This window comes from Zavarzinia compransoris, from assembly GCF_003173055.1.
GTDB lineage: Bacteria > Pseudomonadota > Alphaproteobacteria > Zavarziniales > Zavarziniaceae > Zavarzinia > Zavarzinia compransoris.
Genome location: NZ_QGLF01000001.1, coordinates 954359 through 970082 on the forward strand (window position 1 = coordinate 954359; position 15724 = coordinate 970082).

Annotated in this window: 14 protein-coding genes and 4 tRNA genes; 1 reads left to right on the forward strand and 17 read right to left on the reverse strand. The window is 65.9% G+C overall.

The window, feature by feature from the left end; all coding sequences use genetic code 11:
* Nucleotides 1-3 precede the first annotated feature (3 nt).
* The 9 genes from nuoF to DKG75_RS04725 form a co-directional block, all read right to left on the reverse strand.
* Entirely contained in the window at nucleotides 4-1299 is a 1296-nt protein-coding gene (nuoF, locus tag DKG75_RS04685; protein ID WP_109919889.1) for an NADH-quinone oxidoreductase subunit NuoF, read from the reverse strand.
* A 4-nt stretch (nucleotides 1300-1303) separates the two neighbouring features.
* Nucleotides 1304-1924 (reverse strand): NADH-quinone oxidoreductase subunit NuoE, encoded by a 621-nt coding sequence (gene nuoE, locus DKG75_RS04690; protein ID WP_109919890.1) that lies wholly within the window; start codon nucleotides 1922-1924, stop codon nucleotides 1304-1306.
* Entirely contained in the window at nucleotides 1921-3099 is a 1179-nt protein-coding gene (locus DKG75_RS04695) for an NADH-quinone oxidoreductase subunit D (RefSeq protein ID WP_109919891.1), read from the reverse strand. Before DKG75_RS04695 ends, nuoE begins: the two co-directional genes overlap by 4 nt.
* Before the next feature lie 13 nt (nucleotides 3100-3112).
* Complete coding sequence (locus DKG75_RS04700) at nucleotides 3113-3778, reverse strand: NADH-quinone oxidoreductase subunit C (protein ID WP_109919892.1); 666 nt, start codon at nucleotides 3776-3778, stop codon at nucleotides 3113-3115.
* 13 nt (nucleotides 3779-3791) lie between these two features.
* Nucleotides 3792-4349 (reverse strand): NuoB/complex I 20 kDa subunit family protein, encoded by a 558-nt coding sequence (locus DKG75_RS04705; protein ID WP_109919893.1) that lies wholly within the window; start codon nucleotides 4347-4349, stop codon nucleotides 3792-3794.
* Nucleotides 4319-4684: an NADH-quinone oxidoreductase subunit A gene (locus tag DKG75_RS04710; protein ID WP_109919894.1), complete on the reverse strand. Its 366-nt coding sequence runs from the start codon at nucleotides 4682-4684 to the stop codon at nucleotides 4319-4321. Before DKG75_RS04710 ends, DKG75_RS04705 begins: the two co-directional genes overlap by 31 nt.
* 437 nt (nucleotides 4685-5121) lie before the next feature.
* Nucleotides 5122-5198, reverse strand: a tRNA-Asp gene (locus DKG75_RS04715).
* A gap of 253 nt (nucleotides 5199-5451) precedes the next feature.
* Entirely contained in the window at nucleotides 5452-7095 is a 1644-nt protein-coding gene (locus tag DKG75_RS04720; protein WP_109919895.1) for an ankyrin repeat domain-containing protein, read from the reverse strand.
* Nucleotides 7096-7323: 228 nt separating this feature from the next.
* Nucleotides 7324-7400 (reverse strand) — tRNA-Asp (locus DKG75_RS04725).
* Between the two features lie 158 nt (nucleotides 7401-7558).
* Between DKG75_RS04725 and DKG75_RS04730 the strand changes: the two genes are divergently transcribed.
* Nucleotides 7559-8284: a YopT-type cysteine protease domain-containing protein gene (locus tag DKG75_RS04730; RefSeq protein ID WP_109919896.1), complete on the forward strand. Its 726-nt coding sequence runs from the start codon at nucleotides 7559-7561 to the stop codon at nucleotides 8282-8284.
* Here the strand turns inward: DKG75_RS04730 and DKG75_RS04735 are convergent.
* The 8 genes from DKG75_RS04735 to DKG75_RS04770 all read right to left on the reverse strand — a co-directional run bounded on the left by DKG75_RS04735 (nucleotide 8272) and on the right by DKG75_RS04770 (nucleotide 15686).
* Nucleotides 8272-8346 (reverse strand) — tRNA-Val (locus DKG75_RS04735). The two genes, DKG75_RS04730 and DKG75_RS04735, sit on opposite strands and share 13 nt — an antisense overlap.
* Nucleotides 8347-8440: 94 nt before the next feature.
* Nucleotides 8441-8716, reverse strand: a complete 276-nt coding sequence (locus DKG75_RS04740; RefSeq protein WP_109919897.1) for an HU family DNA-binding protein — start codon at nucleotides 8714-8716, stop codon at nucleotides 8441-8443.
* 190 nt (nucleotides 8717-8906) lie between these two features.
* Nucleotides 8907-11318: an endopeptidase La gene (gene lon, locus DKG75_RS04745; RefSeq protein WP_109919898.1), complete on the reverse strand. Its 2412-nt coding sequence runs from the start codon at nucleotides 11316-11318 to the stop codon at nucleotides 8907-8909.
* Nucleotides 11319-11503: 185 nt separating this feature from the next.
* Nucleotides 11504-12769 (reverse strand): ATP-dependent Clp protease ATP-binding subunit ClpX, encoded by a 1266-nt coding sequence (gene clpX, locus DKG75_RS04750; protein WP_109919899.1) that lies wholly within the window; start codon nucleotides 12767-12769, stop codon nucleotides 11504-11506.
* Between the two features lie 295 nt (nucleotides 12770-13064).
* Nucleotides 13065-13706, reverse strand: a complete 642-nt coding sequence (gene clpP, locus DKG75_RS04755; RefSeq protein WP_341809835.1) for an ATP-dependent Clp endopeptidase proteolytic subunit ClpP — start codon at nucleotides 13704-13706, stop codon at nucleotides 13065-13067.
* 113 nt (nucleotides 13707-13819) lie between these two features.
* Nucleotides 13820-14194 carry a hypothetical protein gene (locus DKG75_RS04760; RefSeq protein WP_109919900.1) on the reverse strand — a complete coding sequence of 125 codons (375 nt, stop codon included), beginning with the start codon at nucleotides 14192-14194 and terminating at the stop codon, nucleotides 13820-13822.
* A gap of 70 nt (nucleotides 14195-14264) precedes the next feature.
* Nucleotides 14265-15578: a trigger factor gene (gene tig, locus DKG75_RS04765; protein WP_109919901.1), complete on the reverse strand. Its 1314-nt coding sequence runs from the start codon at nucleotides 15576-15578 to the stop codon at nucleotides 14265-14267.
* Between the two features lie 23 nt (nucleotides 15579-15601).
* Nucleotides 15602-15686: transfer RNA gene (locus DKG75_RS04770), tRNA-Leu, on the reverse strand.
* Nucleotides 15687-15724 lie beyond the last annotated feature (38 nt).

Genomic DNA, 15724 nt, shown 5'->3' on the forward strand with positions numbered 1-15724 from the left:
CCTCTATTCCGCAGCCACAGGCCGGGACGTCCGGGCCTTGTAATCCGCGATACGCTGTTCGAGCACCGGGCGGAAATGCCGGATCAGGCCCTGGATCGGCCAGGCCGCCGCATCGCCAAGGGCGCAGATCGTGTGCCCTTCCACCTGGGTGGTCACTTCGAGAAGGGTGTCGATCTCTTCCGGCTCGGCCTTGCCGATGGCGAGGCGTTCCATCACGCGCCACATCCAGCCCGTGCCCTCGCGGCACGGCGTGCACTGGCCGCAGCTTTCGTGCTTGTAGAATTTGGACAGCCGCGCGATCGCCTTGATCAGGTCGGTCGACTTGTCCATGACGATCACCGCCGCCGTGCCGAGGCCGGAGCGCTGCGCCCTGAGGCTGTCGAAATCCATCAGGACCTCGTCGCAGATCGCCTTGGGCAGCATGGGAACCGAGGAACCGCCCGGGATCACGGCCAGCAGGTTGTCCCAGCCGCCGCGGACACCGCCGCAATGTTTCTCGATGAGTTCCTTCAGCGGAATGCCCATTTCCTCTTCGACATTGCAGGGCTTGTTCACATGGCCCGAAATGCAGAAGACCTTGGTGCCGGTGTTGTTCGGCCGGCCGAGACCGGCGAACCACGCCCCGCCCCGGCGCAGGATGGTGGGTGCGACCGCGATCGATTCGACGTTGTTCACCGTCGTCGGGCAGCCCCAGACGCCGACGCCGGCCGGGAACGGCGGCTTCAGGCGCGGCTGGCCCTTCTTGCCCTCCAGGCTCTGGATCAGGGCGGTTTCCTCGCCGCAGATATAGGCGCCGGCGCCGTGGTGGACGAAGACGTCGAAGTCATAGCCGGAACCGGCGGCATTCTTGCCGATCAGGCCCGCGGCATAGGCCTCGTCGACCGCCGCCTGCAACCGGCGGCGTTCCTGGATGAATTCGCCGCGGATGTAGATATAGGCGGCGACCGCGCGCATGGCGAAGCCGGCGATCAGGCAGCCCTCGATCAGCTTCTGCGGGTCGTGACGGATGATGTCGCGGTCCTTGCAGGTGCCGGGCTCGGATTCGTCGGCATTGACGACGAGATAGCTGGGGCGCCCGTCCGACTGCTTGGGCATGAAGGACCACTTCATGCCGGTCGGGAAGCCGGCGCCGCCGCGGCCGCGCAGGCCCGAGGCCTTCATCTCGTTGATGATCCAGTCCGGCCCCTTGGCGATGATCGCCGCCGTGCCGTCCCAATCGCCGCGCGCCTTCGCGGCCGGCAGGCGCCAGTCCTCGAAGCCGTAGAGATTGGTGAAGATGCGATCCTTGTCCTGAAGCATCGCGTCACTCCCCTGCCTTGAGGGTGGTCAGGGTGGTCGGGCCGCCCTGGGGGCACGACGTCTGACGGTCGATCTGCGGGCCGGTCGCCGGGTTCTCGCCCCGGGCCAGCGCGTCGAGGATGGCGGTGGTCGAGGCCGCCGTCAGGTCCTCGTAGAAATCGTCGTTGACCTGCATCATGGGCGCATTCACGCAGGCGCCCAGGCATTCCGCTTCCATCAGGCTGAAGGTGCCGTCCGGGGTCGTCTGGTTCACGCCGATGCCGAGGCGGGTCTTGCAGGCGGCGAGCACCTCGTCGGACCCCCGAAGCCAGCACGGCGTGGTCGTACACACCTGGACCAGATGTTTTCCGACCGGCGCCATATTGAACATCGTGTAGAAGGTCGCCACTTCATAGACACGGATGACGGCGAGCCCCAGAAGGTCGGCCAGATATTCCATGGCGGCGCGCGGCAGCCAGCCGCCGGCCTGGCGCTGGGCGATGTCCAGCAGAGGAACCAGCGCGGAACGCTGGCGCCCCTCGGGGTAGCGCGCGATGATGGTCGCGGCCAGTTGCTTGTTCTCTTCGTTGAATTCGAAGGTGGCGGGCTGCTCGAACGGACCCGCAGGCGCTACGCCGTGGCTCAACGGTCGACCTCCCCGAACACGATATCCTGACTGCCGATGATCGCCGGCGCATCCGCCAGCATGTGACCCTTGGCCATGAAATCCATCGCCTGCAGATGCACGAAGGCCGGGGCCCGGATCTTGCAGCGATAGGGCTTGTTGGTGCCGTCGCCCACCAGATAGACGGCGAATTCGCCCTTCGGCGCTTCGACCGCGGCATAGACTTCGCCGGCCGGCACGTGGAAGCCCTCGGTATAGAGCTTGAAGTGGTGGATGAGCGCTTCCATCGAGCGCTTCATGTCGCCCCGGCGCGGCGGCGCCACCTTGCCGTCCTCGGTCATCACCGGGCCCTTGGGCATTTTCTCCAGGCACTGGCGGACGATCTTCAGCGACTCGCGCATCTCATAGAAGCGCAGCACGAAGCGGTCGTAGCAATCGCCGTTGCGGCCCACCGGCACGTCGAAATCGACCTGGTCGTAGACCTCGTAGGGCTGCGCCTTGCGCAGGTCCCAGGCGACGCCCGAACCGCGCAGCATGGGGCCGGTGAAGCCCCAGGCGATGGCATCCTCGGCCGAGACGACGCCGATATCGACATTGCGCTGCTTGAAGATACGGTTGCCGACGATCAGGGTCTCCAGGTCGTCGAGGACCTTGGGGAAAGTCTCGGTCCAGGCCCAGATATCCTCGGCAAGGCCGGCCGGCATATCCTGGTGGACGCCGCCGACGCGGAAATAGGCCGCATGCAGGCGCGCGCCGCAGACGCGCTCGTAGAAGCACATCAGCTTCTCGCGCTCCTCGAAGCCCCAGAGGATGGGGGTGAGCGCGCCGACGTCCATGCCGTGCGACATGGTGTTCATCAGGTGATTGGTGATCCGGCCGATCTCGCACCAGAGCACGCGCATGAACTGGCCGCGTTCCGGCACCTTGCAGCCAATCAGCTTTTCCGCCGCCAGGACGAAGGCATGCTCCTGGTTCATCGGGCAGACATAGTCCAGCCGGTCGAAATAGGGCACGGCCTGCATATAGGTCTTGTGCTCGATCAGCTTCTCGGTGCCGCGGTGCAGCAGGCCGATATGCGGGTCGCAGCGCTCGATCATCTCGCCGTCGAGTTCCATGACGAGGCGGAGCACGCCGTGGGCCGCCGGATGCTGCGGCCCGAAGTTCAGGCTGTAGGTTTTGATGTCGACTTCGGCCATGGGCGTCGTCCCGTCAGTTCTTGGCCGGCGCCGGGGGCGCAGCAGCAGGGGGGGGCGCAGCAGCGGTTGCCTTCTCGTCGCCCGGCAGCACGTATTTGGCGCCTTCCCAGGGCGAGAGGAAATCGAAGCGGCGGAATTCCTGGGTCAGCTTCACCGGCTCGTAGACGACGCGCTTCTGTTCCTCGTCGTAGCGCAGCTCGACATAGCCGGTCAGCGGGAAGTCCTTCCGCAAGGGGTGCCCCTCGAAGCCGTAGTCGGTGAGGATGCGGCGCAGGTCCGGGTTGCCGGCGAAGAAGATGCCGTACATGTCCCAGGCTTCGCGCTCGAACCAGCCGGCGGTCGGGAAGAGGTCGACCACGCTCGGCACCGGGGTATCCTCGTCGGTGCGCAGCTTGATCCGCAGCCGCAGGTTCTTCCGCATCGACAGCAGGTGATAGACGACATCGAAGCGCTGGTCGCGCTCGGGATAATCGACGCCGCAGACATCGACCAATTGGTCGAGCAGCAGGGCGGGATCGGCCTTCAGCGCGGTCAGGACGTCGAGAATGCGGGCGGCGTCGACCGTCGCGGTCACTTCGTCGAAAGCGATCGCGACCGAGGTCAGAAGCCCCTCGCCCGCCAGGGTCTCGAGACGGGCGACGAAGGCGGCCTGGGCCTCGGCATTGGGATAAAGCGCCATCGCGTGCCTACCTCTACCGCGCAATCGTCTGGGTGCGGCGGATCTTCTTCTGCAATTGCAGAATGCCGTAAAGCAGCGCCTCGGCCGTGGGCGGGCAGCCCGGCACATAGACGTCCACCGGCACGATGCGATCGCAGCCGCGCACCACCGAATAGGAATAATGGTAATAGCCGCCGCCATTGGCGCAGCTGCCCATCGAGATCACCCAGCGCGGCTCCGACATCTGGTCGTAGACCTTGCGCATGGCGGGCGCCATCTTGTTGGTCAGGGTGCCGGCGACGATCATCACGTCGGACTGACGCGGCGAGGCCCGGGGGGCGACGCCGAAACGCTCCATGTCGTAGCGGGGCATGGAGGAATGCATCATCTCGACCGCGCAACAGGCGAGGCCGAAGGTCATCCACCACAGCGAACCGGTCCGGGCCCAGTTCACCAGCGCGTCGAGATTGGTGACGAGAAAGCCCTTGTCGGCCAGTTCATCCGAGATATCGGTGAAGAACGGGTCCTTCACGGGGACGACGGCGCCTTCCGGCTTGGTGATCACTCCCATTCGAGCGCCCCCTTCTTCCATTCGTAACAGAAGCCGACGGTGAGAACACCGAGGAAGACCATCATCGACCAGAAGCCGAAAACGCCGATATCCCCGAGCGAAATGGCCCAGGGGAACAGGAAGGCGACTTCAAGGTCGAAGATGATGAAGAGAATCGACACCAGGTAGAAGCGGACGTCGAAGCGGCCGCGGGCGTCGGAGAACGCGTCGAAGCCGCATTCATAGGCCGAGAGCTTTTCGCTGTCCGGCTTCTGCTCGCCGGCGATGAGCGAGGCAATGATCATGACGATCGAGAGCCCGAGCGCGACCCCGAGGAAAATCAGGATCGGGAGATATTCCCTGAGCAACGCGTCCATGCGAGATCCGTCAAGCGCGAGGAAAGGTCAGGAAAGCTGACTTATCGGATTCGACGCAGCAGAACTGTCTGCGCGAACGGCACCGAGCCCAAGCCAACCCCCTTCTGACCGTGGAGTATAGGCGCCGGATTATCTCAAAGAAAGTGATCGGTCCAGCCCAAAGCGCGTCTTCTTATCGCGGCGCAAGGAATTTGCTCAGGCCCTTGTGACATATGTCTAAATTGACTCGAAACTGACTTCGTTTTCTTGCTTTTGCGAAGCAATTGCAATGTCTTGGTCGCCCTGCCGGTGCCCGCCGCAGCGGCACGCCGCAGTTTCCAGACACGGCCGGCGATCCCGCCGCCCCCTCCCTGCCCCGCGTCAGCGAGTCGCGACCCCTTTTGTGATCGGAAAGCAAAAAGGCCGCCCCCGGGGGACGGCCTTTTCTGGAAATGCGCTGGCGCGAGTGGCGGGGCTCGAACCCGTGACCTCCGGCGTGACAGGCCGGCGCTCTAACCAACTGAGCTACACCCGCTTGACCAGCGAGGCGCCCTTTTAGCGGCGGCTTCGATTCTTGTCAAAAGACTATTTCCGCCGCCCCCCGTTTTCTTTCCGGCGGCCCGATCAGGCCTTCCGTTCGCGCATCGCCGCCTCATCCCCCTCGACCCGGTGGAGATGGGCGAGTGCCATGACGGCGCGCGGGAGCGGGAAAGCGTGGCAAAGCACAGCAGGGGCAAGCCGCCACCTCATCGGGCGGCGGCTTCGATTCTCCGCAAAGGATCGAGGCTTCAGGTCTCCGGCGCTGCCGCCGCCTCGCCGGTCAGGACATCGGCCACCGATGGGGCGAAGAGCTTGACCTGACCGTGGATCAGGACATGGCCCCCGCCGCGCGGATCCGGCCGCCCGCCGGGCATGCCGGCGGCGATCAGGGCTTCGGCGCAGCCCGGCCAATCGCCCCCGTCCGCGGGCTCGTTCACCGAGGCCCAGGACAATGTCCCGCAGGCATTGTCGCCGAAGCCGTGGCGCGCCTGCCAGTCGGCGCCATGCTCGAGCAGGAAGCGGGTCATGGCGGCATCGCCGATGAATACCGCCTGATTGAGCGCGGAAGCGGCCCAATCCCCGCCCCGGGACTCGATCGGCCAGCCCAGGCGGACCATCACTTCGACCGCCGCACCGCGGCCGAGGGCGGCCAGTTCCGACAGCAGGCTGAGGCGCGCCGGCGCCAGGGCCCCGGGCAGGTCCGGACGCCGGGCCTGGAGGCGCCGGGCGGTCGCTTCGTCCCCGGCGGCGCAGGCGGCGATGAACTGTTCGTCCTCGCTCAAGGGTTCGGCATGGCCGGCCGCGGCCAGCATCTCCGCCACCTCGGTCAGGCCGAAACGAAGGGCGAGGCCATAGGCCCCGGTGCCGTCCGGCGCCCGGACCGCGGCATCGGCCCCGGCGGCAAGCAGGGCCTCGACATGGGCCGGCGAGCGCCGCCGCCTGATCGCCCACAGCAGCGGGTGCCCCCAGCCGGCCGCCATCGGGGCGCCGGCGGCCGGCGTATTGGGATCGGCCCCGGCGGCCAGCAGCATTTTCAGCACCGCGACATCGTCGAGATCGAGCGCGCGGTAGAGCGCGTTGGTCCCCGCCACCCGGGCCCCGGCCGCCAGCAGCAGGCCGGTGCATTCCGCACTCTCGAGCGCGTGATAGAGGGATTCGCCGTCGTTGGGATCGGCGCCGGCCGCCAGCAGCAGGCGGGTCAGCGCCGGATCCCGGTTCTGCCCGGCGGCGCCGTAAAGGGCGGAAAGCGGCATGTCCGCAGCGGGCGCTGCCGGCGAGGCCGGCGGCCAGCGGCTGCCCGCCGCCTGATCCGGGTCGGCCCCCGCCTCGAGCAGGAAGCGGGCGGCATCATGCAGGGCGGCACGAAAACGCGGCAGGCGGACAAGGCCCGAATGGGTGACCGCCACCAGCGGCGGCAATGCCAGCGGCCCGCCCGGCCGCCCGACCCAGCCGGGGTCCCGCGCGGTCGCGGCCCGCAGGACGGCGAGATCGCCGACGGCACAGGCGAGATGGGGATCGCCGCCCGGCAGGTCCGGATCGAGGTCCAGCAGGCGGGCGGCCGCGGCCGGGCTGGCCCGGTTCATGCCGCCGCAGATGTCGCCCGCATAGACGAGGCCGAGCCAGGTCGCCAGCCGCTGCCCCCGGTCGGCGGCCAGGGCCCGCGCGGCGGCGACATAGCGGCTCAATTCCGCCCAGGACGGGAAACCATATTCTCGCGCCAGGCAGAACTGGGCGTCATGCAGCCGAAGCTCAGGGATGCCCGGTACCCTGCCGGGCAGGCCGGCGCGCAGGCGGGCGAAGGCGCCCGGATCGCCGCGCCGGCAGGCGGCCAGCAGGTCCTTGGCCTGTTTCTTCAGCAGATCGATATTGGGGCGGTCGGGAAGCCGTGTCATGGACCCTCCGTGCAGAGATGCCGACGGCCCGCATGTTCGGCTGCACAAAGGTCTGGCTTGCCAGTTCAGCGATGCAAGTGGGTTCAACCCTTCCCGCGGGCCCGGATGCGGCCTGCACCGCCCGCCAACCATAGGGGGCCGGAAAGGCGGGGGTCAATGCCGCGTTTCGCACCGCGGTCATGAAAAAGCCGCCTGCCCCAGGGGGCGGCGGCTTGTCCAACTTCGTGGTGGCGCGAGTGGCGGGGCTCGAACCCGTGACCTCCGGCGTGACAGGCCGGCGCTCTAACCAACTGAGCTACACCCGCGTGACCAGCGAAGGCCGTCTTTCTACTGATGCCCCATCGTCCTGTCAAGCGGCATCCATGACCTGGCCGTGACGGCCGTGACCCGGTTGTGACTGCCGTCATGGCGCCCGCCCGGCGCATCCTTCATACTCGCGCCGTGCAATCCGAGGACGCCCGCCATGGCCGCCAACAGCCCGATCAAGGGTGATTTCATCGCTTTCGTCCCCTTCAGCCAGACCGCGCTGCTGTCGCAGCACAACCGCGACCCCGAACTGAAGGAAGGCATCTGCGCCGGGCTGGTGGATTTCTGGCTGCGCACCATCGGCAAGAACCCGGGCGAATCGCCGCGCGAGCGCATCTCCTTCCTGGGCGCGCCGCCGGCCTTTGGCCTGGTCATGCAGCACTACAAGGATTTCATCCGCGACTGGGATGCGCTCGGTGGGGTGCAGGCCCGCTCCATGGCGGGGGATCGGGCCGGCCTGCATTATGACAGCGACAATACCCATATCGGCCCGCCGCCCAGCTTCGGCAATTTCTCCGCCCCCACGGTCGAGGAATGGCAGACCTCGGAAGAGATGATGCGGATCCTGGCCAAGGACCTGAACCGCCTCAATGTCGGCATGGCCTGGGACCTGCAGTTCCGCGATACGGTGAACGGCGGCAACGGCGCCCATGCCATCGCCGGCTACAGCTGCTTCACCAGCGTCACCGGCAACATGCACCGGATCACCGCCCATCTGTTCGACCCGAACTACGGCGAATGGGTGATGACCCACGGCCAGATCGCCACCTTCCTGGCCGGGCTTTCCGATCTCTATTTCAAGGATACGGGCTGGCACCTGCAAAGCGTCACCCGCATCAGCCTGACCGGCTCGCAGAAGACGTCGAGGCGTGGTGGGCGATGACGGGATCGAACCGCCGACATTCTCGGTGTAAACGAGACGCTCTACCCCTGAGCTAATCGCCCGCCGGGCCCCGAAGAGAGGGCCCAAAAACAAGACCGGCCGCACCGAGGCGCGGCCGGCAAATCATCAACCGCGGCCGGATGCGGCCGCGGCAACTCAGTTCAGCGCGTCTTTCAGGCCCTTGCCCGGACGGAACTTCGGCTGCACCGAAGCCGGGATCTCGATCTTCTCGCCGGTCCGCGGGTTGCGGCCTTCGGAGGCGGCACGCTTCACGACATCGAAAGTGCCGAAGCCGACCAGACGCACATCATCGCCCTGCTTCAGCGCATTGGTGATCGCCTCGAACACGGCATCGACAGCGCGGCCCGCGTCCGTCTTCGAGAGCCCAGCCGATTCCGCGACAGCCGCGATGAGGTCGTTCTTATTTGCCACTATTGCCCCCTTCGTGAGGTTGTTAATCCAGCCGAAACGCCCGCCGGAATCGCCGCGATCTTAAGAGCGGCCCCGAGGGGCGTCAAAGTAAAAAACCAAGGGTTTCCGCCATTCTTGCGCCCACACCGATGCTCAAAAATGACGCCGCCCACCCGGGTGACCGGATGGGCGGCGCCAATTTAGGCAGCGATCAGTGGGCGACGACGGTATCGGCGCCGGCGACGACCGGGGTGGCGGGCTTCGCCTCCGCCTCGGGCGACCATTCGATCGGCTCGACCGGACGGGTGAGCGCCCGGGCGAGGACCTCGTCCACCGTGGAGACGGGCACGATTTCGAGCCCGGCCTTCACATTGTCCGGAATCTCGGCCAGATCCTTCTCGTTGTCCTTCGGGATCAGCACCGTCTTGATGCCGCCGCGCAGTGCCGCCAGCAGCTTTTCCTTCAGGCCGCCGATCGGGAACACCCGGCCGCGCAGGGTGATCTCGCCGGTCATGGCGATGTCGCGCCGGACCGGGATCTGGGTCAGCACCGAGACGATCGAGGTCACCATGCCGACGCCGGCCGAGGGGCCGTCCTTCGGGGTCGCCCCTTCCGGCACGTGGACGTGGATGTCGCTCTTCTCGAAGGCGGTCGGCTTGATGCCGAAGGAAACCGCCCGGCTGCGGACATAGGAGGTCGCCGCCGAAATCGATTCCTGCATCACGTCGCCCAGCTTGCCGGTGGTGGTGACCTTGCCCTTGCCGGGCAGGAGCACCGCCTCGATCTGCAGCAATTCGCCGCCGACCTCGGTCCAGGCCAGGCCGGTGACGACGCCGACCTGGTCTTCCGCGTCGATCTCGCCGAAGCGGAAGCGCTTCACGCCCGCGTATTTCTCCAGGTTCTCGGCGGTCACCGTGATCGACTTCACGCCATCCTGGAGGATTTCGCGGATCGCCTTGCGGGTCAGGTTCGCCACCTCGCGTTCGAGCGAGCGCACGCCCGCCTCGCGCGTGTAGTAACGCACCAAGTCGCGGATGGCCTCGTCCGCGATCGCCCATTCGCCGTCCTTCAGGCCGTGCTCCTTCACCTGCTTGGGGATCAGGTGGCGCTTGGCGATCTCGATCTTCTCATCTTCCGTATAGCCGGCGATGCGGATGATCTCCATGCGGTCCAGCAGCGGCTGGGGCATGCGCAGCGAATTGGCCGTCGTCACGAACATGACGTCCGACAGGTCGTAGTCCACTTCGAGATAGTGGTCGGCGAAGCTCTGGTTCTGTTCCGGATCGAGCACTTCGAGCAGGGCCGACGACGGGTCGCCCCGGAAGTCCTGGCCGAGCTTGTCGATCTCGTCGAGCAGGAACAGCGGGTTGTTCGCCTTGGCCTTCTTCATCGCCTGGATGACCTTGCCGGGCATCGAGCCGATATAGGTCCGGCGATGGCCGCGGATCTCGGCCTCGTCGCGCACGCCGCCCAGCGACATGCGGATGAATTCGCGCCCCGTCGCCCTGGCGATCGACTTGCCGAGCGAGGTCTTGCCGACGCCGGGCGGGCCGACGAGGCACAGGATCGGCCCCTTCACCTTGGTCGCGCGCTGCTGCACGGCCAGATATTCGAGGATGCGTTCCTTGACCTTCTCCAGGCCGAAGTGATCCGTGTCGAGAACCTTCTGGGCCTCGCGGATATCCTTCTTCACCTTGGACTTCTTGCCCCACGGGATAGACAGCAGCCAGTCGAGATAGTTGCGCACCACCGTCGCCTCGGCCGACATCGGGCTCATGGAGCGCAGCTTCTTGATCTCGGCCTGGGCCTTTTCGCGGGCTTCCTTCGAGAGCTTGGTCTTCTTCACCCGCTCTTCGATCTCGGCGACCTCGTCGCGGCCCTCCTCGCCCTCGCCCAATTCCTTCTGGATCGCCTTGAGCTGTTCGTTGAGGTAGTACTCCCGCTGGGTCTTCTCCATCTGGCGCTTCACGCGGCTGCGGATCTTCTTCTCGACCTGCAGCACGCCGATCTCGCCTTCCATCAGGCCGTAGACCTTCTCCAGCCGTTCCGAGACCTTGACGATCTCGAGCACGTCCTGCTTGTCGGCAACCTTGGTCGCGAGATGGGAGGCGACGGTATCCGCCAGCTTCGACGGGTCGTCGATCTGGTTCACCGAGACCAGGACCTCGGGCGGGACCTTCTTGTTCAGCTTCACATATTGCTCGAACTGGGAGACGACCGAGCGGGCGAGCGCGTCGATCTCGCGCTTGTCGCTGTCCTCGTCCGGCACGGTGACCGCGCGGGCCTTGAAGAAGGCGTCGTTCTCGACGAAGTCGACGATGCGCGCCCGCGCCCCGCCTTCGACCAGCACCTTCACGGTACCGTCGGGCAGCTTCAGCAGTTGCAGGACGGAGGCGATGGTGCCGACGTCATAGACGTCCTTCTCGGTCGGATTGTCCTGGGCGGCGTTGCGCTGGGCGACGAGCAGGATCTGCTTGTCGTCCTTCATCACCTCTTCCAGGGCCTTGACCGACTTTTCGCGCCCGACGAACAGCGGCACGATCATATGGGGGAAAACGACGATGTCCCGCAGCGGCAACACCGCATAGCTCTGGGCCGGGCCTTGGTCGATACTCTTGCTCATGGGCTGTCTTTCGTCATGGGCCGACCACGCCGGCCCGCAAAGGCACCGGCCCGGTCGCCCGCAGGGGGGACAGGCTTCTCACCGCAACGCGTGTGACCGTATCGCGACTTGAATTATTAACGAGATGTGGCTGGCGGCGCCCCGCTTCAAGGGGGGCGCCGTTGCGCTTGACGTATGCCCCGCCGTCAGGCACCGCTGGCCTTGTCCTCACGCCGCGCGGCGTGGGAATAGAGCGGCTTGGCCCGCCCTTCGACCACTTCGGCATTGATCACCACCTCGTCGACATCGGCAAGGCCGGGCAGGTCGAACATGGTGTCGAGCAGGATGCTCTCCATGATCGAGCGCAGGCCCCGGGCGCCGGTCTTGCGGGCGATCGCCTTGCGGGCGACGGCCTTCAGCGCATCCTCGGCGAAGGTCAGCTTGGTGTCCTCCATCTCGAACAGGCGCTGGTACTGCTTCAGCAGCGCATTCTTCGGCGCCGACAGGATCTCGACCAGCGCTTCCTCGGAAAGGTCGTTCAGGGTCGCGATCACCGGCAGGCGACCGACGAATTCGGGGATCAGGCCGAATTTCAGCAGGTCTTCCGGCTCGATATCGCGGAGGATCTCGCCCGTGCCGCGATCGTCCGGCCCCTTGACCTCGGCGCCGAAGCCGATCGACTTGCCCTGGCGCCGCCCGGCGATGATCTTCTCGAGGCCGGCGAAGGCGCCGCCGCAGATGAACAGGATGTTGGTCGTATCCACCTGCAGGAATTCCTGCTGCGGATGCTTGCGGCCGCCCTGGGGCGGAACGCTGGCGACCGTGCCTTCCATGATCTTCAGCAAGGCCTGCTGCACGCCCTCGCCCGAGACGTCGCGGGTGATCGACGGGTTGTCGGACTTGCGGCTGATCTTGTCCACTTCGTCGATATAGACGATGCCGCGCTGCGCCCGCTCGACATTGTAGTCGGCGGCCTGGAGCAGCTTCAGGATGATGTTTTCCACGTCCTCGCCGACATAGCCGGCTTCGGTCAGCGTGGTCGCATCCGCCATCGTGAAGGGCACGTCCAGGATGCGGGCCAGGGTCTGGGCCAGCAGCGTCTTGCCGCAGCCGGTCGGCCCGATCAGCAGGATGTTCGACTTCGCCAGTTCGACGTCGTTGTTCTTCGCCGCGTGGCTGAGACGCTTGTAGTGGTTGTGGACGGCGACGGACAGCACCCGCTTGGCGTGATACTGGCCGATCACATAGTCGTCCAGCACGCGGCAGATATCCTGCGGCGTCGGGACCCCGTCCCTGGTCTTCACGAGGGCGGACTTGTGCTCCTCGCGAATGATGTCCATGCACAGCTCGACGCATTCATCGCAGATGAAAACGGTCGGGCCGGCAATGAGCTTGCGCACCTCGTGCTGGCTCTTCCCGCAGAAAGAGCAGTACAGGGTGTTCTTGGAGTCGCTGCCGCTGAGCTTGGTCATCTTCACTCCATCCCAATCCCCGCCCCCCGATCGTAGAAGCCTTTTTGTGCATTGCACAAGAGACTTTCTCTAAACGGGCGGCGGGCGCCGAGAAGCGCCTATGTTCTGGCGCGGCGACCGCCCTGCCCGTCGGGGCACGAGTCAGGCACCGCTCCGGTGCCCACCATGCTGCGATACGAGCATGGCTCCCGGTTGCCTATCAAGTCATGTTTAGCCGTGAAGGGCTTGCTTCAAGGTAAACAATCGCACCGCAGCGGGGCGAATCCCGATCCGGGACCGCCCCGCCGATCGCCGGTCAGGCCGCGGCCTTGTCCGCCTCCGGATCCGGCCGGGCGCTGAACACCTGGTCGATCAGGCCGAAATCCTTGGCCTGATCGGCCGTCATGAAGTTGTCGCGCTCCAGCGCCGCCTCGATCTTCTCGAAGGGCTGGCCCGTGTGCTGGACATAGATTTCGTTCAGCCGCTTCCTGAGCGCCAGGATCTCGCGGGCCTGGATCTCGATGTCCGTCGCCTGGCCCTGGGCACCGCCCGAGGGCTGGTGCACCATGATGCGCGAATTCGGCAGGGCGATGCGCTGGCCCGCCGCGCCGGCGGCGAGCAGGAGCGAGCCCATCGAACAGGCCTGGCCGAAGCAGACGGTCGAAACCTTCGGCTTGATGTACTGCATCGTGTCGTAGATGCCGAGGCCCGAGGTGACGACGCCGCCCGGCGAATTGATATAGAGGGCGATGTCCTTCTTCGGGTTTTCGGCTTCGAGGAACAGCAGCTGGGCGGTGATCAGCGACGAGACCGCGTCGTTGACCGGGCCGACCAGGAAAATGATTCTCTCCTTCAGCAGGCGGGAATAGATGTCGAAGGCCCGCTCGCCCCTTGCCGTCTGCTCGACCACCATGGGCACCAGGGTGTTCATGGTGAACTCGTACGGATCCTTCATCATCACGTCGTCTCCTGCCCCCTGCCCGTCATCCGAATCTGGACGGCAGGGCTATGCTCAACGGTTAGCATCTGTCGATGCATCGTGGCAATTTCAAGAAAGCGGATGAAGATTTGCTATTCGCGCCCCGCCGCCCGCCAGCCGAGCACGCACAACCCCAGCATGACCGCATTGCCGAGGGCGTCCAGCAGGCCGATCCAGGTCAGCATGGGCTCGACCACGAAGAACCAGTAGTTGAAGACGAAAAACGGCAGCAGGGCGATGCCATAGGCGAGAAAAGTGGCGCGGGTGAAGCGCGAGAAGGCGGCGAACAGGCCGGACAGCAGCGCCTGGGCGCCGAAGCACCCGACCAGAATGGGCACGACCGGATCGTCGCCCCGGTAGGCCGGCGTCACGGTCAGGTCCAGCACCGACTGCGGCGCGACCAGGCACCAGCCCCCGAGCACGAAGAAGACGGACGCCAGCAGGAATTGGATCTTGCGGACCGACATGGCTCCCCCTTCACGTGAAAAGCCCCGGATCAGGCCGATCCGGGGCTTGTCGATGCGATTGCGGCCGGGCTCAGGCGGCGGCTTCGGTTTCCTCGTCCGGATCCTTCTGAAGCTCGTCCAGGGAAACCTCGCGCTCGGTGGTCTGCGCCTGTTCGAGCAGGAGGTCGACGACCTTGTCCTCGTAGATCGGGGCGCGCAGCTGGGCCTGGGCCTGTTCGTTGCTGCGGAAGAACTCGATCACCTGGCGTTCCTGGCCGGGCCAGCGGCGGGCCTCTTCCATGATCGCGCGGTTCACTTCCTCGGCCTTGACCTGGACATTGGCGCGGCGGCCCACTTCGGCCAGCAGCAGGCCGAGACGGACGCGGCGGATCGCGATCTCGCGGAATTCGGCCTTCTTCTCGTCGGTCAGCTCCTCGCCTTCCGGCGTCTCGCTGAGCTGGCGGGCGATCTGCTGGATCTCGATCTCGACCAGGCTGTCCGGCACCGGGAAATCATGGCGCGCGGCCAGCGCGTCCAGCAGGTCGCGCTTCAGGCGCTGGCGGGTCAGCTGGCCGTGCTGGCGCTCGATCTGCTCGCGCAGCGCCGCCTTCAGGGCTTCGAGGTCGTCGAGGCCGAAGCCCTTGGCGAATTCGTCGTCGATGACGATCTCGGCCGAGACCTTGACTTCCTTGACCTCGACGTCGAACACGGCATCCTTGCCGGCCAGTTCCTTGGCGCCGTAATCCGCCGGGAAGGTGACGTTCACCTTCACGATGTCGCCGGCCTTGGAGCCGACCAGCTGGTCCTCGAAGCCGGGGATGAAGCGGCCCGAGCCGATTTCGAGGTCGACGCCGTCGGCCGAACCGCCCTCGAACACGTCACCGTCGACGCGGCCGACGAAATTGATGGTCAGGGCATCGCCGGCCTTGGCGACGCGGCCTTCCTCGGCGACGAAATTCTTCCGGTTGTCGGCAAAGCCCTTCAGCATGGTGTCGACTTCCTCGTCCGAGACGGGGGCGACCAGCTTTTCGAGGGCGATGTCCTTGACGTCGGCGGGTTCGATCTCGGGCAGGACTTCGAGCGAGAGCTTGAATTCCAGGTCTTCGCCCTTGCCGGCCTTGGTCACGTCCACCTTCGGCTCGGTCGCCGGGCGGAGGTTCTTCTCGGTCAGGGTCGACTGGATCGACTCGTTCACCTTCTGCTGCAGCACTTCGCCGAGCACGGCATCGCCATGGGTCTTGGCGACGAGGCTCACCGGCACCTTGCCGGGACGGAAGCCCGGCATCCGGATCTTGGTCGAGAGGTCCTTGATCTTGACCTGGACTTCGGCGTCGATGGCGGCCGCACCGATGCTGATCAGGAATTCGCGCTTCAGGCCGTCGGCGGCGGTCTCGGTTACGTTCATCGCTCTTTCTTCCGGGATCTCTCTGGTGCGGGCGGAGGGACTTGAACCCCCACGACTTGCGCCACCAGAACCTAAATCTGGCGTGTCTACCAATTCCACCACGCCCGCATGGATGAATGCCGCGCCAGCATGACCCGGCGCGGCCT